Genomic DNA, 18,974 nt, shown 5'->3' with positions numbered 1-18,974 from the left:
TTGCCCGCCTGACCTGGGATTTCCCCCGGCCGAACGCGCACAGAAACAATACCGCACTCGGGACGGTGGTCGCGCACCGGTTTAGCCGCCGATCACCCACGGCGTCATTCCCCGGCCGCGAGCCCCAGCTCAGGGTGGTGGTCGAGAAGGCGTGACGGGGCCGCCTGGCGCCAGGAGTCGGCGAGGATGTCGCGCAGTTCCGTCTCGTCCTCCAGGGCCGCTAGGAGCACTCGGATCCAGGCGAACTGCGCCTCGTGGTCGGCCACCCAGAACTTCCCGGGCTCGGCAAGGACCAGCTCGTCCCGCTCCTCCTTGGGACAGCGCACCGCCATGGACGTCTCGTCCTCGGGCAGCGTGGCGAACATCTTCCCCGCGACCCGGAACGTGGGCATGCTCCAGGCGACCTTCTCGGTCGTGTCCGGCAGGGACAGGGCGATACGGCGTACTTCTTCGGCGTCCGGCATGTCTCGCACCGTAGCCAACGCCACTGACAAACGCCGCACGCTCAGCGAGAACCCCCACATGCTTGTAGAAGACCGTGGTGGGATGCAGGACGCCGGCCGGTGTCGCGGCGTAGTCCGGTAGTCCGGTATCGCCCCGAGCCGTGTCCAGCCCGCCGAGCCGTACAGGGCCTCGGCGGGACTGCCCGTTTCGGTGCCCAGGTGGAGCAGGGTGATGCCGGCCGCCGCGGCCGCCCTTTCGGTCGTGGCCGGCAGTCGGCGTCCCAGGCCCCGGCCACGGGCGTCCCGGTGCACCATGAGCTTGACCAGTTCGGCCCGGTGGCGGCTGTTCGCCCTGTCCGGGAAGGCCAGGCCGACCGTGCCGGTCACCCGGTCCCCCTCGTGCGCCGCCCGTACCGCGAGACCGCCCGCGCCCTCCACCAGGCAAGGGCCTCGGCCCGGTCGAGCGGCCCCAGGAAGCCGATCGAGGCTCCGCCGTGCACGCTGTCGGTGAGCAGCTCGGCCAGGCCTCGACCCGGGCGAGCGCGTCAGTCCTCGGTCGCGGCCTCCGCCAGCGCGTCCAGCACCGGCCTGATCAAGGGGTGCTCCTCCGCGCCCCGGCGCACGGCGGCGAAGACCCGGCGCGTGGGGGCGACCCCGTCGACCGGGCGGACGACCACGCCGGTGAGGTCCATACCGCGCAGCGCGGAGCGGGGCACCAGGGCCACTCCCGCGGCGGCCGAGGCGAGCGCGACCACCGCGCGGAAGTCGTCCGAGGAGTGTTCGAGGCGAGGCTGGAATCCTGCGTGCTCACAGGCGAGGACGACGACCTCGTGGCAGGGATTGCCGGCGTACGGCCCGATCCACGGATCCTTGGCCAACTCGGCGAGCGGGACCTCGGGCACGTCGGCGAGGCGGTGGGGAACCGGCACCACCGCGTCGAAGGGCTCGGCGTACAGCGGAATGTGGGTGAGCCGGGGGTCGTCCGCGTCGGGCGCCCCGCGGTACTCGACGGCGACCGCGACGTCGACCTGCCGGTCCAGGACCATCGGCAGGCTCGCGTCGCCCTCGGCGTCCTGGACGCGCACCCGGATACCGGGCGCGGTACGGGCGAGCCGGGCCAGCGCGGGCGCGACGACCTGGCCGATGCCGGTGGCGAACGAGGCCAGTGTCACCGTGCCGGCCGACCCCGCGCCGTACGCCGCCAGCTCGGCCTCGGCACGCTCCAGTTGGGCGAGAACGGCGTTGGCGTGGGTGAGCAGGATCTCGCCGGCCGGGGTGAGTCGCACACCCTTGGCGCCGCGCTCGACCAGTCGGTGACCGGTCTCCTGTTCCAGCGCGGTGAGCTGCTGGGACACCGCGGAGGGGGTGAGATAGAGCGCGGCGGCAGCGGCCGTCACGGTGCGGTGGTCGGCCACCGCACGGAGGATGTGCAGCCGCCGCGCTTCGATCATGCGACCGATTATCGCAAGAGCGCGGGGCGTCTCAGGCCTCCAGCTCCGCTCGCGCCGCGACGAACGCGTCGACCGCGCGGTTGACGTCATCCGTGGAGTGCGCGGCGGACAGCTGCACACGGATGCGGGCCTGGCCCTGCGGGACGACCGGGTAGGAGAAGCCGACGACGTAGACGCCGCGCTCCAGCAGCAGCTCGGCCATGCGGCCGGCCCGTGCCGCGTCGCCGATCATGACCGGGGCGATGGCGTGGTCGCCGGGCAGGATGTCGAAGCCCTCCTCCGTCATGCGACGCCGGAAGAGCGCGGTGTTCTCCGCCAGCTTCTCGCGCAGGTCGCCCGCCGACTCCAGCAGGTCGAGCACCTTGAGCGAGGCCGCCGCGATCACGGGGGCGAGGGTGTTCGAGAAGAGGTAGGGCCGGGAGCGCTGGCGCAGCAGGGCGACGATCTCGGCGCGGGCGGCGACGTAACCGCCGGAGGCGCCGCCGAGCGCCTTGCCGAGCGTGCCCGTGACGATGTCGACACGGTCCATGACGCCGTGCAGCTCGGGGGTGCCGCGCCCGCCGGGGCCGACGAAGCCCACGGCGTGCGAGTCGTCGACCATGACCATGGCGTCGTAGCGGTCGGCGAGGTCGCAGATCTCGCGCAGCGGAGCCACATAGCCGTCCATGGAGAAGACGCCGTCGGTGACGACCAGCTTGCGGCGGGCACCACCCTCGGAAGCCTCCTTCAGCTGCCGCTCCAGGTCCGCCATGTCGCGGTTGGCGTAGCGGAAGCGGCGGGCCTTGGACAGGCGGATGCCGTCGATGATCGACGCGTGGTTGAGGGCGTCGGAGATGACGGCGTCCTCCGGGCCGAGCAGCGTCTCGAACACACCGCCGTTGGCGTCGAAGCAGGAGGAGTACAGGATCGTGTCCTCCTGGCCGAGGAACGCGGACAGCCGCGCCTCCAGCTCCTTGTGCACCTCCTGCGTACCGCAGATGAAGCGCACGGACGCCATGCCGTAGCCCCAGCGGTCCAGCGCCTCGTGTGCGGCGGCGATCACGTCGGGGTGGTCGGCGAGGCCGAGGTAGTTGTTGGCGCAGAAGTTGAGGACCTCGCCGGGGCGACCGCCGGCGCTCACGTGCACGGTGGCGGACTGCGGGGTGTCGATCACGCGCTCGGGCTTGTGCAGCCCGGCGGCACGGATCTCGTCGAGGGTGGCGCGGAGGTCGTCGCGCACGGAGTCGAACATCAGAAAGCTCCTTGGGTGCGAAGGGCGAGTGGGGCGAGAGGCGACGCGGGTGTCGAGGGGCCATCGGGGCACCTCCCGGACGAGCGAGGCGCAAAGGCCCGAGCGACCGGACACGGTCGGGCCTCGCGCCACCCGCTCAGGCGGCCCGGAGGCCGGCCGAGCCGGCCGTCAGACGGTCCAGTCGAGGATGACCTTGCCGCCCTTGCCGCTCGCCGCGTCCGCGAACGCCGCCTCGAAGTCGCGGTAGTCGTAACGGGCGGTGATCACCGGTGCCAGATCGAGTCCGCCCTCCAGCAGGACCGACATCGCGTACCACGTCTCGAACATCTCGCGTCCGTAGATGCCCTTGATCGTGATCATGGAGGTGACGATCCGGGACCAGTCGACCGGGAACTCCTGGGACGGCAGTCCGAGCATGGCTATCCGCCCGCCGTGCGTCATGTTGGCGATCATGTCGCGCATCGCCTCGGGACGGCCCGACATCTCCAGGCCGATGTCGAAGCCCTCGCGCAGCCCCAACTCGCGCTGGCCATCGGCGATGGTGGCCGCGGAGACGTTCAGCGCGAGGCTCGCACCGATCTTCCGAGCCAGCTCCAGACGCTCCTCGCTCACGTCGGTGATGACGACATTGCGGGCGCCCGCGTGCCGCGCCACGGCCGCCGCCATCAGACCGATCGGGCCGGCTCCGGTGATCAGGACGTCCTCGCCGACCAGCGGGAAGGACAGGGCCGTGTGGACGGCGTTGCCGAACGGGTCGAAAATCGCGGCGACATCGAGGTCGACGGGGACCCGGTGGACCCACACATTCGAGGCCGGCAGCGCCACGTACTCGGCGAACGCACCGTCGCGTCCCACGCCGAGCCCGACCGTCGCCCGGCACAGATGGCGGCGCCCGGCCAGACAGTTGCGGCACTTGCCGCACACCAGGTGGCCCTCTCCGCTGACCCGGTCGCCGACCTTGACGTCCGTGACGTCGCGGCCGGTTTCGACGACCTCGCCGACGAACTCGTGCCCGACCACCAGCGGGGGGCGGATGGACCGCTGCGCCCAACCGTCCCAGGAGCGGATGTGCAGATCGGTACCGCAGATCCCGGTCCGGAGGACTCTGATCAGTACGTCACCGGACCCGACCTGCGGCTCCGGGACGTCGGTGAGCCAGAGCCCCGGTTCCGCCTTGTCCTTGACCAGCGCCTTCAACGCTACGGCTCCTGTGGGTGCGATCCCGGACCCGGGCACGCCTGCGGAACCCGTACCGGGAAGAGAGGTGAGATCGCCTAGAAATCTGCCGTACGGCGGCGCCCCGGTCCATCGAGGATTTCTTAAGCTCGGCCGCAGCTTTCCTTCACGCCTCGTCTCCCGCGCCCCCGGACGGCCACCGCTCGATCCGCTCGACCAGTTCCGCGGCCAGCGCCTTGATCGTCGCCAGGCCCGACCGGCCCCAGGGGCGCGGTTCGAGGTCGACCGCGCAGACCGTGCCAAGGGCGAGGCCCGTCCCGTCGACGAGCGGGGCGCCCAGGTAGGAGCGGACGCCGAGTTCGTCGACGATCGGATTGGCGGCGAAGCGCGGGTAGTCGTGGACGTCCTCGAGGACGAGCGCCTTGCGCCGGACCACCACATGCGGGCAGAAGCCGTACTCGCGGCCGAGGCGACGGACCGGTTCCCGGTCCGCGCCGTCCTGATCGGCAACGGCGATGAGCGGCCGGTCCCCGGGCTGGTGGAGTCCCCCGAAGAACTGCCGGTGCTCGTCGATGAAGTTCACCATCGCGTACGGCGCCGCGGCAACGGTGGCGAGACGGTCGGCGAACACGCCGAACTCCGGTTCCGCACGGTCCCCGAGGCCCAGCAGGCGCAGCCGTCGGACGCGCCCGGCGGCTTCCTTGTCCTCCGGGGTCAGCAGCAGTCGGCCGAGGGTCATGTGCGGGCCCCCCGGCTCCGGACGGCCGCCGGGGCATGGGTGAGGAGATGACGGACGAGCGTCAGCAGGGTCTGCACTCCCGAGCTGGAGATCCGGGCGTCACAGCACACGACCGGGATCTCGGGGGCGAGGTCGAGGGCGGAGCGCACCTCCTCGTGAGCGTAGCGGTGGGCGCCGTCGAACTCGTTGACGGCGACGACGAATCCGAGGCCGCGCTGCTCGAAGAAGTCGACGGCGGCGAAGCAGTCCTCCAGACGTCGGGTGTCGGCGAGGATCACCGCTCCGAGCGCCCCGTCGGACAGCTCGTCCCACATGAACCAGAACCGCTCCTGTCCGGGAGTCCCGAACAGATACAGCACATGCTGCGCGTCGAGGGTGATGCGGCCGAAGTCCATCGCCACGGTCGTCTCGACCTTGTTCTCGACGCCCTCGAGGCTGTCGGTCGCCGCGCTGACCGTGGTGAGCAGTTCCTCCGTGCTCAGCGGCGCGATCTCGCTGACCGCGCCCACGAAGGTCGTCTTGCCTACTCCGAACCCTCCCGCCACCAGGATCTTCAGTGCGGTGGGGAAGGGGTCAGAGCTGTCGTCGTAGTCCATCGAGCACTGCCTCCAGAAGGGACCGGTCGGTGGGGCTGTGGCGGAAGGCGGGGGGCTTGGTGGTGAGCGCCCCGCAGTCGACGAGGTCGGACAGCAGTACTTTGGTCACCGCCGCAGGCAGCTTCAGGTGAGCGGCCAACTCGGCGACCGAGACGGGCGCCCGGCACAGATCGAGCGCCTCGGAGTACTCGGGGCCGAGGTAGCCGAGGGGGACCACACCCGTCGCCATCACCTGGGACACGAGATCGAGCGCGGTGGTCGGCCGGGTGCGGCCGTCGCTGACCGTGTAGGGGCGTACCAGTCGTCCGGCTGCGGCGTCGAGCCACGGGCCCTCGCCGGCCGCGGTCACGCTCAAGGCCGGGTCGCCGTGAACCGGCGCGGCGCGGTCGCCAGATACGGCCGCACGCTCTTGACCAGCATCGCCATCTCGTATCCGAGGACCGCGGCGTCGGCCTCGCGGTCGGCGAGGACGGCGAGACAGGTGCCGGAACCCGCGGTGGTGACGAACAGCAGTGTGGAGTCGAGTTCGACGACGATCTGCCGGACGTCGCCGCCGTCGCCGAAGCGGACGCCTGCGCTGCGGCCGAGTGAGTAGAGGCCGGAGGCCAGGGCGGCCATGTGGTCGGCGCTGTCCGGGTCGAGGCCGTGGACGGATTTCACCAGTCCGTCGCAGGAGAGGAGGACCGCGCTCGTGGTGTGCGGCACACGCTGCACGAGTCCGCTCATCAGCCAGTCGAGGTCGGAGACATGGGAGGTCGGCACTTCGCTCGCCATGGTGGATCGACTCCTTGGGGTACGCGGGTCTGCGGGAGCGGGCGGGGTCGGTGTGGTCATCCGGCCGGTGTGCTCCCGTCGTGCCGGACGGTCGATTCGTGGTCGGGCCCGTGCGGGACGCGCACGTCGGCCATGCGCGTCCGATCCCCGTCCGGTGCGTCGGCAGAGGGTGCCGGCACTTCACCGGGAAGCGCCGGGTCGAGGTGCGGGGCGTCGGACCGTGCGTCGCCGTGCGGGGCAGGGGCGGCTCCCGTGCGGGTGTCCGCCTCGGTATGGTCGGGCCCCGACTGCTGCCGTGCCTCGGCGAGGCCGATGCCCTGCTGGAACGCGGCCATCAGGCCCGGGTCATGGCCAGTGTGCTGGTCGGGCTCCTGGCGCGGTGGCGGTGTCGGCCCCCCACTCAGCTGGGGCGCGAGGTGCTCCTGGGCGCGGCGGCGGGGCAGTTGGGGCTTGCCCATCGTGCCGCGGACGGTGCCGACCAGGGGCGTCGGCCGTCTGTCGGCGCTCCGCTCGACGAGCGGCCGGTCGCCGTGATGGATCCCGGGCGGGGCCTCGGCCGGGTTGGGCCGTGGACTGTCGGCGTCGCGTACGGGCAACGGGGTTCGGCCGTGCTCGTCCGGGATCGGATCGCCGTCCGACAGCTGTGATCCGCGCGCCACGGAGTGCTCGGACCCGTCCGGTGGCGGGTATGCGGCCCGAGCACCCCGCGGTGGGGGCACTTGGGGGCGGTGACTTTCCGGAGCGGTCTCCTGCGGGCCTACGACACCGGGGGCGCCGAACGGTCCCGGGGCCGGGTCCGTCGCCTGCGGCCTCCGCGGTGTCACACCTGCGGCCGAGCAGGGGGCCGGCCCGATCAGTCCCTGCGGTACGACGAGCACCGCCTGGACGCCGCCGTAGATGTTGGTCTGCAGCCGGACGTGGATGCCGTGCCGGCGGGCGAGCTGGGAGACCACGAACAGGCCGATGCGGCCGTCCGCCAGCAGGCTGGCGACGTTGACCTGGTCCGGGTCGGCGAGCAGGGCGTTCATCCTGCTCAGTTCGGCCGGCGGCATGCCGAGTCCGCGGTCCTCGACCTCGATGGCGAGCCCCGAGGTGACCAGGCCCGCGCGCAGCAGGACTTGGGTGTGCGGCGCCGAGAACACCGTGGCGTTCTCGACGAGTTCGGCCAGCAGATGGATGACGTCGGCGACAGCGTGGCCGCGCAGCGTGCCGTCCACCGGCGGCACCAGCTTGACCCGCGAGTACTGCTCGACCTCGGCGATCGCCGAGCGCAGCACCTCGGTCACGGGGACCGGATTGCTCCACTGACGGCGTGGGACCGCGCCGCCGAGCACGGCGAGGTTCTCGGCGTGGCGTCGGATGCGGGTGGCGAGGTGGTCGACGTGGAAGAGGCCCTTGAGCAGGTCGGGGTCCTCGATCTCGTTCTCCAGCTCGTCGAGGATCGAGATCTCGCGGTGCACCAGGGACTGGAGGCGCCGCGCGAGGTTGACGAAGACTTCGAGTTTCTGTTCGCTCCCCGTCTGACTGGAGAGCTGCGCGGCTTGGAGAACCGCGGCGGCGGCACCGTCGTGGGCCCGCGACAGCTCGACGGCGAGCAGCTCGAAGTCGTCGCCGTCCGCGGCGGGCTTGCCGCGGGGTGTACGCGTGGGCGGTGTCTCGCCCCGGCGGATCGCCTCGACCAGGGCACGCAGGTCGGCCTCGCCGCGAGCGCTGGTACGGCGCAGCATCTCGAGCCGATCGGCCACGGATGTGGCGGCGCGCTCGGCGGCCACGGTGGCGATCGCGATGCCCGCGAGGGCCACTGCGAGGGCGCCCGCGAGCACGGCCCAGAGCGGCGGGGTGGGGCGGGCGCCGGTGGAGCGGACGGTGAAGAGCACGGCAGCGCAGGCGCTGAGTGCCACCGCGACGGGGGGCAGGATCGCCAGGCGCAGCAACTGGGGCCGAATCCGGGTGACGGGGGGCGAGGGGGCGGTGCGGGCGACCGGTCGCCCGTGCCGCGCGCCCCCGGGGCGGTCTGCGCGTGCGACCGGTGCGCGAAGGTGAGACATCGGCGTCCTCGTACTCGGTGCGTCGGGGGCGTGGGGTCCCCGCGGTCTGCGCGACTCGGGCATGCGCCATCGCGGCGCCGGGTCGGGAGAGCCGAGGAATACAGCCCTCCGTCGCGCGTCGGCAACTCAGCGTAGTCGCCTCCGAGGCGTGTGCGGAGGGCTGTGGACAAAGTCCTACGGAGAGCTTCCTGCTCTGGTATGAGGCGTCGCACGACAGACCGATAACCGACCGGACACGCGTGCCCCTGTGCGTCGGCGAACCGATCAGAGCTGGTCAGAAGTGGTCGTGAGAAAAAGGCGAGGGCCGAGGAGCCGTATGCCCCTCGGCCCTCGCCGCGGTAAGCAATCCGCCCGGACTCTCAGCCCGCCGGAACCGTCTCAGGCTCCCCGGACCCTTCGGTGCCCTCCCCGGGAACGTCACCCGGAGTGTCGGCGAGCGCCACGGGCGCGGTCAGGCCGCCTTCCGGCTCGATCGCCACCCCGCGCCACCACGGCTCGGAGGGCACGGTCGGCGCCGTCGGCTCGAAGGGCTCACCAGGGCGCGGCAGCGCGATCCGCGCACCGGCCGCCCGCGCCGCCTCGATGGTCCCCTCGCCGGGCTCGGCCCAGGGGTGCGGTGCCAGGTTGAACGTGGCCCAGTGGATCGGCAGCATCACACCCTGCGCCGCGCCGCCCTGGAGGTCGAGATGGGCGCGCATGCCCTCCTCGGGCGTCATGTGGATGTCGGGCCAGTACTCGGAGTAGGCACCGATCTGGATCATCGTGGCGTCGAACGGGCCGTGTGCGGCACCGATCTCACTGAAGCCGTCGAAGTAGCCGGTGTCGCCGCTGTGGTAGATCCGGTGCTCGTCACCGGCCACGGACCACGACGCCCACAGCGTGTGCTGCCGGTTGCGCAGACCACGGCCGCAGAAGTGACGGGCCGGGGTGGCGGTCAGGGTGAGGCCACCGACCTTCGTCGTCTCGTGCCAGTCCAGCTCGCGCAGCCGGTCGGCCGAGACGCCCCAGTGCTCCAGGTGGGCGCCGACGCCGAGCGGTATCGCGAACACGGTGTCCGTCCCCGCCAGGGCCTTGATGGTGGGCAGGTCGAGGTGGTCGTAGTGGTCGTGCGAGATGACGACGACGTCGACCGGGCCGAGCGCGGCGAGGGGCAGGGGCACCGGATGCAGCCGCTTGGGGCCGGCGAATGCGAAGGGTGAGCAGCGCTCGCCCCACACCGGGTCGAACAGCACCCGGTGCCCGTCGATCTCGGCGAGCACGCTGGAGTGCCCCATCCAGGTCAGCCGCAGTCCGCTCGCGGGAGGCCCGGCCAGATCGGCGTACGTCGTCGGGTGCACGGGCACAGTGCCGGACGGGGCACGGCGCAGCCGGGCGTCCTTGCGGAAGTAGACCTTCGCCAGCTCCAGCGTGGAGCCCCCCGACGGGCGGGTCCGGGTGCCCTCGGGGTTCACGAAGGCGCCGTCCGCGAAGTGCGGTGATCTACGGATGCGCGCCAGGCGCTCCCCGCTCGGATCAGCGCCGAAGGCGGCGGGCCGCAGCGCTCGGAGCCCGGAGCTCGGGGAACGGGAACCGGACACAGGACCTCCAGTGGAGTCGGTGAGATCTTCCATTATTGTCGGCCCCGCCGACAGCGCCGGGCTGCCCTGTCACAGCACGACGTCCCCGGCGCACCACGCAACACGTGCGGGTCCGAACGTCACGTCCTGGGTTGCCGGTTCGTCGTAGCGGTGTGGGGGCTCGCGACGTCATGACGTACGCCGAGGCGAGGACGGCCGCCCCGCCGTGGACGACGGCCACGCCGCCCGGCTCGTCCGCCGGCTGGGCGAGCCCGCCTTCGTCGAACTGACGGCGACGGTGGCCGTGGAGAACCTGCACTCACGCATCAACGCGGCGCTGGGCCTGACAAGTCAGGGCTTCAAGGACTCGTGTGACGTGCCGCAGGGTGCGAGTCCCGCCGTGCTCCAGACGCGGTAGCGGCGCCCGGAGAGCGTTCAGGGGCCCACCTGTACTCGTCGGGCCCGGAGCAGGCAACTGAATCGCTGTTCAGTACAGTGGGGCCCATGACCACCGATCGGGGCGCTGCCCTCATGACGCTCGTCTGGACCGACCACATCACCGGCCACCGGGGCTATCTCGTCGTCGACCGGCTCGTCAGGGGCGTCGCCAGCGGCGGACTGCGGATGCGGCCGGGCTGCACGCTGGACGAGGTCGCCGGGCTGGCCCGCGGCATGACCATGAAGGAGGCGCTGCACTACAACCCGGAGGGCCGGTATATCCCACTGGGCGGCGCCAAGGGCGGTATCGACTGCGACCCCCGGGCCCCGGAGGCGTACGAGGTCCTGGTGCGCTATCTGCGCGCGATGAGGCCGTACATCGAGACGATCTGGACCACCGGGGAGGACCTGGGCCTCACCCAGGACCTGGTGGACCGCGCGGCCGCCGAGGCCGGACTGGTGTCGTCGATCCAGGCCGTGTATCCGCTCCTGGCCGACGAGGCGGCGGCCCGCAGGCGGCTCGCCGACGCCTTCGCCGTGGAGGTGGACGGCATCGGTCTCGACGCGCTGGCCGGCGGGTGCGGCGTCGCCGAGTCGGTGCTGACCACCCTGGACCGGGCCGGCGTTCCGTATGCGGGGACCCGTGTGGCCGTGCAGGGCTTCGGCACCATGGGCGGGGCCACGGCACGCTTCCTGGCTCGGGCGGGGCTGTCGGTCGTCGCGGTCGCCGACGTGAAGGGCACCGTCGCCAACCCCGAGGGACTCGACGTCGAAGCGCTGCTCGCGGCGCGCGACGCGTACGGGACGGTGGACCGCGGCGCGCTGCGCCCTGCGGACCGTGAACTGCCGGGCGACGCCTGGCTGTCGGCCGAGGCCGAGGTGCTGGTGCCCGCCGCGGTCTCGTACGCGGTCGACACCGTGAACCAGACGCGGATCGCCGCACGGTGGATCGTCGAGGCAGCCAACATGCCGGTGCTGCCCGAGGCGGAGGACCTGCTCGCCGCACGCGGGGTGAGCGTGCTGCCGGACGTGGTGGTCAACTCCGGGACGAACGCCTGGTGGTGGTGGACGCTGTTCGGTGACATCGGTGCCGACGCGGAGGAGGCGTTCGCGTACACGCGGCGCTCGATGCGGGCTCTGGTCGGCCGCATGCTGGACCGGGCGGAGGCCGACGGGACGAGTCCGCGGACGGCCGCGCACGCCCTCGTGGCGGACCGGCTGCCGGTGATCGCCGATCGGTTCGGCTGGTACCGGTGACGTAGGGTTGCCGCGTGACGAGGGTGCGGTTGAGCGTGGCCCAGCGGCGTGAGGAACTGCTGCGGGCCGCCGTCGGGCAGATCGAGGCGCGGGGCGTGGCGGCGGTGCGGATCGCCGACGTGGCCTCGGCGCTCGGGGTGAGCAACGCGCTGGTCCTCTATCACTTCTCGACCAAGGAGAAGCTGGTCGCGGAGGCGTTCGCGTACGCCGCCGAGGACGATCTCGCGCATCTGCGCAAGCTGCTCGGCCGCCGTACGTCGGCGCTGCGCCGACTGCGGACGGCGGTGCGCTGGTACGCGCCGACCGGGCAGGCCAAGGGCTGGCGGCTGTGGATCGAAGGCTGGGCGGCATCGCTGCGGGAGCCCGCGCTGCGCGAGGTCGCGCGTGGCCTCGACCGGCAGTGGAAGGCCGGGATCACCGCAGTCGTGGCTGAAGGGGTGGCCGCGGGCGAGTTCCGCTGCGCCGACCCGGCGGGCACCGCACTACGGCTGACCGCGCTGCTCGACGGGCTGGCTGTGCAGATGACGGCGTACCAGGGCACGGTGGCGCGAGCGCGCGCCCAGGAGTGGGTGGACGAGGCACTCGCACGCGAACTGGGCCTGGATCGCGTGGCGTTGACAGCGGCGAAGGGCTGACGCCCGGTCACATCGACAGGCCGGCATCACACGTCCGAGGAGAACGGAAGGGCTGACGCCCGCGCCCCGGAAACCAGGGCCCGGGCGTAGGTCGGGCCATGCCCGACGGGTGTGCCCTGTCAGACCGCCTGCGCGATCCGCATCTTGATGTCGTCCGGCGACAGGGCGCCCTTCGCCACGACGCGGTCCCCGGAGGACTCGCCGCGCAACCGCCGTCCGATCCACGGGACCAGGTACTCGCGTGCCCAGTGGATGTCGTCGCGCCGCACCTCGAGCGTGCCGCGCGGCGGCAGCGGCGGCCAGGGCTGGTCGGGGTCGGCGGGCACCTCGACGCCGAGCACCTGTGCCGCCCGCAGGGCGACCCGGGTGTGCCCCTCGGGCGAGAGGTGGAGACGGTCGTCGTCCCAGGCGCGCCGGTCCTGGACGGTCTTCAGCGACCACAGATCGAGGACCGGGCAACCGTACCGGTCGGCGATCGCCCGGACGTGACCGTTGTATGTGGCGATCTTGCCGCGCAGATGCTTGAGCACGGGGACGCCGCGGGTGTCGAAGCCGGTCGTCACCATCACCGTGCCGACGACAGAGATGAGGGCGGCGACGGCGCGCTCGAAGCGCTCGGCGACGTCGTCGGGGTCGGTCCCCGGCCGGATGATGTCGTTACCGCCCGCGCAGAAGGACACCAGGTCCGGGGCGAGTTCGATGGCCCTGGGGACCTGGTGCGCGACGATCTGGTCGAGCAGTCTGCCACGCACGGCGAGGTTCGTGTACGTGAAGTCGCCCTCAGGTCGGCGGTCGGCGAGGAGCACCGCGAACCGGTCGGCCCAGCCGACGAACTCCCCGTCGGGGCCGGGGTCGCCGACGCCCTCGGTGAAGCTGTCCCCCACCGCCACGTACGACCCGATCACTGATCTGCTGTCATTCTTCGAATCGTCTGCCACGTCGGACCATGATTCACGTTGCGATGTGAGCTACGCGACCGTAGGCAGGGGTTGACGGACGGTGAGATAAACCACTCGCAGAATGCAGCCCGATCCGGAATAACGCTCTGATCAGTGATGTTGGCCGAGCCACCACACGTGAAGCAGCGATTCACCGGCGTCGGATCCCGGGTGTCCCCAAGTCCGGCCCGCGCGGCGCGGGTTCCACCGCCTCCCAATTCGGACATATCGCCCAGATGCGGCGCAGTCGGGTGACCGTCGCGCCGAAGTCGCCCCGCAAGCCGGGCATAGCTGCTTGCGGGCGCCGACAGCAGCCAGGTGCGACGGTCGGCGCCGATCTCCACTATCGCCCCCCAGATCCGACCACATACGATCAGACCCCGACATCATCGAGGTGAGACCCCCGTGGGCAACGCCTTCAACGCGGGTCCAGCGCGCCGTTCGGCCGCCGATGATTGCCCGATAAACCCATGTCGTATCGTCAAAGCGCGGCCCGTCGGCGAGCAGCGCCGGCGGACGAATGGAAGGAGCCCTCGTGACGCAGCAGGTCCCGTCTACCGAGCCGGAGCTGACCGGGGTGCGCAACTTCCGCGACGTGGGCGGTCTGCCGACCGTTGACGGGCGGCGCGTGCGGCACGGAGTGCTCTTCCGCAGCGGCCACCTCGCTCATGCGACGGAGAAGGACGCGGCGTTCCTCGCCTCCCTCGGCCTGCACACGGTCTTCGACTTCCGCAATGCGGCGGACAAGAAGCTGGAGGGTCCTGACGTCGAACTGCCGGGCGTGCGCAACGTCAGCCTTCCGCTCACCGACCCGGCGGACGGGGCCGAGTTCTGGAAGATGGTCCGAAACGGCAATGTGGAGCAGCTGCGCTCGCTCCTCGCCGACGGCAAGGCCGCGGACCGCATGATCGTCTCCTACCGCACCATCATCAAGGAGCGCACGGCCGAGCACTCCCAGGTACTGCACTCCCTGGCAGAGGACAGCCTGCCCGCGCTGATGCACTGTGCGGCGGGCAAGGACCGCGCGGGACTGTCGATCGCGGTGACGCTGCTGGCTCTCGGGGTCGAGCGTGAGGCGGTCGTCACGGACTATCTGGAGTCCAACGCGAAGCACCGCCGTTACAAGGTGTATCGCAACGGCTCGTCGCCCGACGCGTACTCCCCCGAGGTGATGGAGCTGCTCAGCCCCCTCTTCGACGCGCGCGCCGAATATCTGACGGCGGCGATCGAGACTGTGGAGGAGACCTGGAGCGGCGTCGAGAACTATCTGGAGCAAGGGCTCGGGCTCACGCCGGCGCTGCGGGAGCGGCTGCGCGGGCGGCTGCTGGACTGAGCCGCCCGTACAGCCGTACGGGCGCGTGGCTACTTCGCCCCCACCTCGAACAACAGGAAGATGAAACCGGCGAAGAGGTGGCCGACGGCGATGTAGATGATCAGGCGGATCCACAGGGCGCGGGGGAACTTCTCCTCCATGTCCCTGCGCTGGGGGCGGGGCTCCGGCTGTTCGGTCATGGCGTTTCTCCAGGGGTGGGGCCGAGGCACAGCGTGGCTGTCGGACTCTGCAGCAGGGTGTGGACGAAGAGCAGCTCGGTGCCGCCGAGGTCGGCGGCAGCGAGGCGATGCGGGGTAAGTGAGTCGAAGTGCGCGCTGTCACCCGGCGCGAGCATATGGGTGGTGTCTCCCAGCCACAGCCGCAGCCGTCCGCTCAGGACGTACAGCCACTCCTCACCGGGGTGGACACGCACGATGTCGCCCTGTGTCCCGTGCGGGACGTGGACACGGAGCGCCTGCATACTGCGGCCGGGGGCGCCGGCCTGCCAGTACGTCCAGCCGCCCGCCCCGGTCGGCTCCATGGCGGGGGCGCGGACGACCGCGTCCCGGTCGGCGACTCTCTCGCCGAGCAGTTCGGAGACGGTCGTACCGTAGATACGGGCGAGCGACAACAGCATCGGCAACGAGGGCTGACGCTGCCCGGTCTCGAGCCGGGAGAGGTGCGCGGGCGAGAGCCCGGCGGCGTGGGCCGCGGCCTCGAGGGTGAGTGAGGCGCGGCGCCGCAGCGCACGCAGCTGCGAAGCGACGACCGCAAGGTCCTCGCCGGGCCCGCGCCCGTTCTCGGGAGAGCTCATGCTCTCCATTCAGCCGCACCTTTGCCTCTTTGGCAAATTTCTTGCCTTAGAGGCAAAGACGCGGTGCATGCTTCAGCGGTTCGCCACCGCCTGCTTGATCAGGGTCTTTCCGAAGTCCCACATCAGTCCGCCGCCATGTGCGTCGTCCATGACGGCGGTGAAGGCCTCCACGAACCGGTCCACGTCCCGCTCGCCGATGGTCAGCGGCGGGATCAGCTTGATCACCTCCAGATGGTCGCCGGAGACCTGGGTGAGGATGCGGTGCCGTTGCAGCAGTGGGACGACGACCATCTGCGCGAACAGCCCCTTGCGGGCCGCCTGGAGCATGGTCCACCGGCCGCGCAGCTTCAGTGAGCTGGGCCGGCCGAACTCGATGCCGATCATCAGTCCACGGCCCCGTACGTCGCTGAGCAGCTCGTACTTCTCGATGAGCGCAGCGAGACGGGACTTCAGCTGCTCTCCGACGGCGCGGGCGTTCGCGACGATCTGCTCGTTCTCCATGACGGAGAGAACGGCGAGCCCTGCCGCCATCGCCTGCGCGTTCGACCCGAAACTCGCCGAGTGCACAAGTACCCGGTCCATGGACGAGTAGACCTTCTTGAAGATCCACTCCTTGCCCAGGGCGGCGCCGACCGGCACATAGCCACCGGACAGCGCCTTTGCCACGCACACCAGGTCCGGCTCGACGCCGCTCTCGTGCTGGTAGGCGTAGAAGTCCCCGGTACGGCCGAGTCCGGTCTGCACCTCGTCCGCGATGAGCAGTGCCTTGTGCTTGTGCAGCAGCTCCTGAGCGGCCTGCAGATAGCCGGGCGGCGCCTCGTGGACACCCTTCCCCTGGACGGGCTCGACGATGAGGGCCGCCACGTCCCCCTTCCTGAGCTCCCGGGCCAGGACATCGAGATCGCCCAGCGGCACCGCAGTGTCGGGCAGCAGCGGGGCGAATCCGTCACGGAAGCCGCGTTCCCCGTTCACGGACAGTGAGCCGGCGGTCAAGCCGTGGAAGGCGTGCTCGCAGTACAGGATCCGCGGCTTGCCGGTGGCGAACCGGGCGAACTTCAGCGCGGTCTCGACCGCCTCGGTCCCACTGTTGCCGAAGAACACCCTGTCCAAGTGCGGGCTGTGGCTCAGCAGCCTCTCCGCCAGCAGCCCGGGCAGCGGCTGGCAGTCGAAGCGGGTCAGGTCGGCGAGCTGGGCGTCCAGAACGTCGTGCAGCGCCTTACGGACCACGGGGTGGTGACGCCCGAGGCCCATCACCCCGAAGCCGGCGAGCATGTCCAGGTAGTCGTTGCCGTCGGCGTCCCAGAAGTGGGCACCTTCGGCCCGCTCGTAGACCTTGTCGAAGCCGATGGTGTGGAGCATGCGCGGGAGCTGATGGTTCAGGTACCTGGCGTGCAGCTCGTAGCGCTCGGCCCCGCGCTCGGCCAGCAGCGTTTGGAGGTCGAACTCGCGCTGCCCGGATGGGGTGGTCATGCGTGTTTCTCCTTGGACAGCTCATCTTTGGCGGCCAGACTCGCGCTGATCCGCCCCGCGACCTCGACGGGCGTGAGCCCGATGTCGGCGAGCACCTCGCCCCGCTTGGCGTGCGCGAGGAACTGCTCCGGGATCCCGAAGCGCCGCACCGGTACGTCGACGTCCGCGTCCGAGAGCGCCAGAGCGACCGCCGAGCCGACGCCGGCGGCCCTGCTGTTGTCCTCGACGACCGCGACGAGCCGGTGTTCGGCAGCCAGGGCCACAAGCACGGGATCGACGGGCTTGACCCATCGGGGGTCGACGACCGTGCAGCCGATGCCGCGCGCCTGCAGCAGTTCGGCGGCCTGGAGGCAGACGGGTGCCATGACGCCGACGGCCACCAGGAGCACCTCCGGCCGGTCGGCGCGATGCAGGACGTCCAGACCGCCCACGCGGTCCACCGCCGGGATCGCCGGGCCCACCGACTCCTTCGGGAAGCGGATCAAGGTGGGCGCGTCGTCGACCGCGACCGCCTCCCGCAGCTGCGCCCGCAGCTGGTCGGCGTCGCGCGGCGCGGCGATCCTGAGGCCTGGCACCACCTGCAGGACCGACATGTCCCACATCCCGTTGTGCGACGCTCCGTCGACACCCGTGACACCGGCGCGGTCCAGAACGAACGTGACCCCGCACCGGTGCAGGGCGACATCCATGAGGAGCTGGTCGAAGGCGCGGTTGAGGAAGGTCGCGTAGACGGCGACGACCGGGTGCAGTCCCCCGGTCGCAAGACCGGCGGCGGAGACGGCCGCGTGCTGCTCGGCGATGCCCACGTCCCACACCCGGTCGGGGAACCGCTCGGCGAGCTGGGTCAGGCCCACGGGGTGCAGCATGGCTGCCGTGATCGCCACGACGTCCTCGCGCTCCTCGCCGATCCGGGCGATCTCGTCCCCGAAGACCGACGTCCACGAGGGCCCGCCCGACGGCGCGAGGGGCTCGCAGGTGAGCGGGTCCATCACGCCGACCGAGTGGAAATGATCCTCCTCATGGGCGAGCGCGGGCTCGTAGCCACGGCCCTTCTCGGTGAGGCAGTGGATCAGCACCGGCCCGTGGAAGCGCTTCGCGCGGCGCAGCGCCGACTCCACGGCCCTGATGTCGTGTCCGTCGATCGGGCCGACGTACTTCAGGCCCAGGTCCTCGAACAGGCCCTGGGGCGCGAACGCGTCCTTGAAGCCCTTCTTGGCGCCGTGCAAGGCCTCGTAGACGGTGGTGCCGACGACGGGCGTGCGCTGCAGCACGTCCTTGCCCCAGGCCAGGACCTTCTCGTAGCCGTCGGTCGTCCGCAGGGTGGCCAGATGATTGGCGAGGCCGCCTATGGTCGGCGCGTACGAGCGTTCGTTGTCGTTGACAACGATGATCAGCGGACGGTCCTTGGCCGCGGCGATGTTGTTGAGCGCCTCCCACGCCATTCCGCCGGTGAGGGCGCCGTCGCCGATGACCGCGACGACATGGCCTTTCGCCCCCTGCACCTGACGGGCCTTGGCAAGCCCGTCGGCCCAGCCGAGCGCCGTCGACGCGTGACTGTTCTCGATGACGTCGTGCTCGGACTCCTCGCGCGACGGGTAGCCGGACAGGCCACCCTTGCCGCGCAGCTTGGAGAAATCCTGACGCCCCGTCAGCAACTTGTGCACATAGCTCTGGTGGCCGGTGTCCCACAGGATGCGGTCGACCGGTGACTCGAAGGCCCGGTGGAGCGCGATGGAGAGTTCCACCACCCCCAGATTGGGCCCCAGGTGACCACCCGTCCTGGCGACCGCGTGGACCAGGAACTCCCTGATCTCCTCGGCCAGTCGGCTCAGCTCCGCCTCGGACAGCGCCTTCAGGTCGCGTGGTCCCCGGATGCTCTCCAGAATCGTCACGCTCGGGCCTCCCCTATTTTTTGAGCGCGTTCGCCTCCTGAGCGCAGAAGCCGGTGCCGAGAAGGCGACCGTGCCCGGCCCTCCATCGTCGGGCCCGTGCGTCGTCACCTTCTCGACACCGTCACGCTCCTTTGGCTCACTCACTGGTAAGTCGTTCAGCCGGCCGTGACGCCAGACGCTCCTGGCGTGGTGACGGCCGGAGCG

General features: G+C 71.1%; 19 protein-coding genes and 1 pseudogene. 4 read left to right on the top strand and 16 right to left on the bottom strand.

Annotated elements, in window-relative coordinates; genetic code table 11:
• Positions 1–104: 104 nt before the first annotated feature.
• The 11 genes and pseudogenes from VXC91_RS32095 to VXC91_RS32045 form a co-directional block, all read right to left on the bottom strand.
• Entirely contained in the window at positions 105–464 is a 360-nt protein-coding gene (locus VXC91_RS32095) for an MmcQ/YjbR family DNA-binding protein (RefSeq protein ID WP_329510861.1), read from the bottom strand.
• A 52-nt stretch (positions 465–516) separates the two neighbouring features.
• A pseudogene (locus VXC91_RS32090) lies at positions 517–967 on the bottom strand (N-acetyltransferase family protein); the annotation flags it as partial.
• Positions 968–988: 21 nt separating this feature from the next.
• Positions 989–1,894: a LysR family transcriptional regulator gene (locus VXC91_RS32085; RefSeq protein WP_329510860.1), complete on the bottom strand. Its 906-nt coding sequence runs from the start codon at positions 1,892–1,894 to the stop codon at positions 989–991.
• 31 nt (positions 1,895–1,925) lie between these two features.
• Positions 1,926–3,125 carry a glycine C-acetyltransferase gene (locus VXC91_RS32080; RefSeq protein ID WP_329510859.1) on the bottom strand — a complete coding sequence of 400 codons (1,200 nt, stop codon included), beginning with the start codon at positions 3,123–3,125 and terminating at the stop codon, positions 1,926–1,928.
• Positions 3,126–3,293: 168 nt separating this feature from the next.
• Positions 3,294–4,322 carry an L-threonine 3-dehydrogenase gene (tdh, locus tag VXC91_RS32075; protein ID WP_329510858.1) on the bottom strand — a complete coding sequence of 343 codons (1,029 nt, stop codon included), beginning with the start codon at positions 4,320–4,322 and terminating at the stop codon, positions 3,294–3,296.
• 145 nt (positions 4,323–4,467) lie between these two features.
• Positions 4,468–5,040, bottom strand: coding sequence for a GAF domain-containing protein (locus VXC91_RS32070; protein ID WP_329510857.1), 573 nt, complete (start codon positions 5,038–5,040; stop codon positions 4,468–4,470).
• Positions 5,037–5,636 carry a GTP-binding protein gene (locus VXC91_RS32065; protein WP_329510856.1) on the bottom strand — a complete coding sequence of 200 codons (600 nt, stop codon included), beginning with the start codon at positions 5,634–5,636 and terminating at the stop codon, positions 5,037–5,039. The genes VXC91_RS32070 and VXC91_RS32065 overlap by 4 nt, the downstream gene beginning before the upstream one ends.
• A complete protein-coding gene (locus VXC91_RS32060; protein WP_329510863.1) occupies positions 5,614–5,985 on the bottom strand; it encodes a DUF742 domain-containing protein in 372 nt (123 codons plus the stop codon). The genes VXC91_RS32065 and VXC91_RS32060 overlap by 23 nt, the downstream gene beginning before the upstream one ends.
• 2 nt (positions 5,986–5,987) lie before the next feature.
• A complete protein-coding gene (locus VXC91_RS32055) occupies positions 5,988–6,410 on the bottom strand; it encodes a roadblock/LC7 domain-containing protein (RefSeq protein WP_329510855.1) in 423 nt (140 codons plus the stop codon).
• A gap of 56 nt (positions 6,411–6,466) precedes the next feature.
• Entirely contained in the window at positions 6,467–8,458 is a 1,992-nt protein-coding gene (locus tag VXC91_RS32050; RefSeq protein ID WP_329510854.1) for a sensor histidine kinase, read from the bottom strand.
• A 359-nt stretch (positions 8,459–8,817) separates the two neighbouring features.
• Complete coding sequence (locus tag VXC91_RS32045; protein ID WP_329510853.1) at positions 8,818–10,035, bottom strand: MBL fold metallo-hydrolase; 1,218 nt, start codon at positions 10,033–10,035, stop codon at positions 8,818–8,820.
• Positions 10,036–10,240: 205 nt separating this feature from the next.
• Between VXC91_RS32045 and VXC91_RS32040 the strand changes: the two genes are divergently transcribed.
• From VXC91_RS32040 to VXC91_RS32030, 3 genes are all read left to right on the top strand, one after another.
• Complete coding sequence (locus tag VXC91_RS32040) at positions 10,241–10,432, top strand: carboxymuconolactone decarboxylase family protein (RefSeq protein WP_408057527.1); 192 nt, start codon at positions 10,241–10,243, stop codon at positions 10,430–10,432.
• 86 nt (positions 10,433–10,518) lie between these two features.
• On the top strand, positions 10,519–11,709 hold the full coding sequence (locus tag VXC91_RS32035) for a glutamate dehydrogenase (RefSeq protein WP_329510852.1): 1,191 nt from the start codon (positions 10,519–10,521) through the stop codon (positions 11,707–11,709).
• A gap of 14 nt (positions 11,710–11,723) precedes the next feature.
• Positions 11,724–12,344, top strand: coding sequence for a TetR/AcrR family transcriptional regulator (locus tag VXC91_RS32030; protein WP_329510851.1), 621 nt, complete (start codon positions 11,724–11,726; stop codon positions 12,342–12,344).
• A gap of 119 nt (positions 12,345–12,463) precedes the next feature.
• On the opposite strand, the gene VXC91_RS32025 is transcribed toward VXC91_RS32030, so the two are convergent.
• Entirely contained in the window at positions 12,464–13,249 is a 786-nt protein-coding gene (locus VXC91_RS32025) for an SGNH/GDSL hydrolase family protein (protein ID WP_329510862.1), read from the bottom strand.
• A gap of 568 nt (positions 13,250–13,817) precedes the next feature.
• Here VXC91_RS32025 and VXC91_RS32020 point away from each other — a divergent pair.
• Positions 13,818–14,615 carry a tyrosine-protein phosphatase gene (locus VXC91_RS32020; RefSeq protein WP_329510850.1) on the top strand — a complete coding sequence of 266 codons (798 nt, stop codon included), beginning with the start codon at positions 13,818–13,820 and terminating at the stop codon, positions 14,613–14,615.
• A 29-nt stretch (positions 14,616–14,644) separates the two neighbouring features.
• Here the strand turns inward: VXC91_RS32020 and VXC91_RS32015 are convergent, their stop codons facing one another.
• The 4 genes from VXC91_RS32015 to dxs all read right to left on the bottom strand — a co-directional run bounded on the left by VXC91_RS32015 (position 14,645) and on the right by dxs (position 18,770).
• On the bottom strand, positions 14,645–14,794 hold the full coding sequence (locus VXC91_RS32015; RefSeq protein WP_329510849.1) for a DUF6126 family protein: 150 nt from the start codon (positions 14,792–14,794) through the stop codon (positions 14,645–14,647).
• Positions 14,791–15,408 (bottom strand): helix-turn-helix domain-containing protein, encoded by a 618-nt coding sequence (locus tag VXC91_RS32010; RefSeq protein WP_329510848.1) that lies wholly within the window; start codon positions 15,406–15,408, stop codon positions 14,791–14,793. Before VXC91_RS32010 ends, VXC91_RS32015 begins: the two co-directional genes overlap by 4 nt.
• Positions 15,409–15,480: 72 nt before the next feature.
• Positions 15,481–16,878 (bottom strand): aspartate aminotransferase family protein, encoded by a 1,398-nt coding sequence (locus VXC91_RS32005; protein WP_329510847.1) that lies wholly within the window; start codon positions 16,876–16,878, stop codon positions 15,481–15,483.
• Entirely contained in the window at positions 16,875–18,770 is a 1,896-nt protein-coding gene (gene dxs / locus VXC91_RS32000; protein WP_329510846.1) for a 1-deoxy-D-xylulose-5-phosphate synthase, read from the bottom strand. The genes VXC91_RS32005 and dxs overlap by 4 nt, the downstream gene beginning before the upstream one ends.
• Positions 18,771–18,974: the final 204 nt, after the last annotated feature.

The sequence above is a fragment of the Streptomyces chiangmaiensis genome, from assembly GCF_036281785.1.
Classification (GTDB): domain Bacteria; phylum Actinomycetota; class Actinomycetes; order Streptomycetales; family Streptomycetaceae; genus Streptomyces; species Streptomyces chiangmaiensis.
Note: the sequence above shows the minus strand (reverse complement) of the source record. Positions and strands in the feature narration are given on the sequence as shown.

Coding starts and splice junctions, on each gene's coding strand:
- VXC91_RS32095 (WP_329510861.1), bottom strand. CDS start 464: ATGCCGGACGCCGAAGAAGTACGCCGTATCGCCCTGTCCCTGCCGGAC.
- VXC91_RS32055 (WP_329510855.1), bottom strand. CDS start 6,410: ATGGCGAGCGAAGTGCCGACCTCCCATGTCTCCGACCTCGACTGGCTG.
- VXC91_RS32085 (WP_329510860.1), bottom strand. CDS start 1,894: ATGATCGAAGCGCGGCGGCTGCACATCCTCCGTGCGGTGGCCGACCAC.
- VXC91_RS32070 (WP_329510857.1), bottom strand. CDS start 5,040: ATGACCCTCGGCCGACTGCTGCTGACCCCGGAGGACAAGGAAGCCGCC.
- VXC91_RS32050 (WP_329510854.1), bottom strand. CDS start 8,458: ATGTCTCACCTTCGCGCACCGGTCGCACGCGCAGACCGCCCCGGGGGC.
- VXC91_RS32065 (WP_329510856.1), bottom strand. CDS start 5,636: ATGGACTACGACGACAGCTCTGACCCCTTCCCCACCGCACTGAAGATC.
- VXC91_RS32035 (WP_329510852.1), top strand. CDS start 10,519: ATGACCACCGATCGGGGCGCTGCCCTCATGACGCTCGTCTGGACCGAC.
- VXC91_RS32080 (WP_329510859.1), bottom strand. CDS start 3,125: ATGTTCGACTCCGTGCGCGACGACCTCCGCGCCACCCTCGACGAGATC.
- VXC91_RS32010 (WP_329510848.1), bottom strand. CDS start 15,408: ATGAGCTCTCCCGAGAACGGGCGCGGGCCCGGCGAGGACCTTGCGGTC.
- VXC91_RS32005 (WP_329510847.1), bottom strand. CDS start 16,878: ATGACCACCCCATCCGGGCAGCGCGAGTTCGACCTCCAAACGCTGCTG.
- VXC91_RS32015 (WP_329510849.1), bottom strand. CDS start 14,794: ATGACCGAACAGCCGGAGCCCCGCCCCCAGCGCAGGGACATGGAGGAG.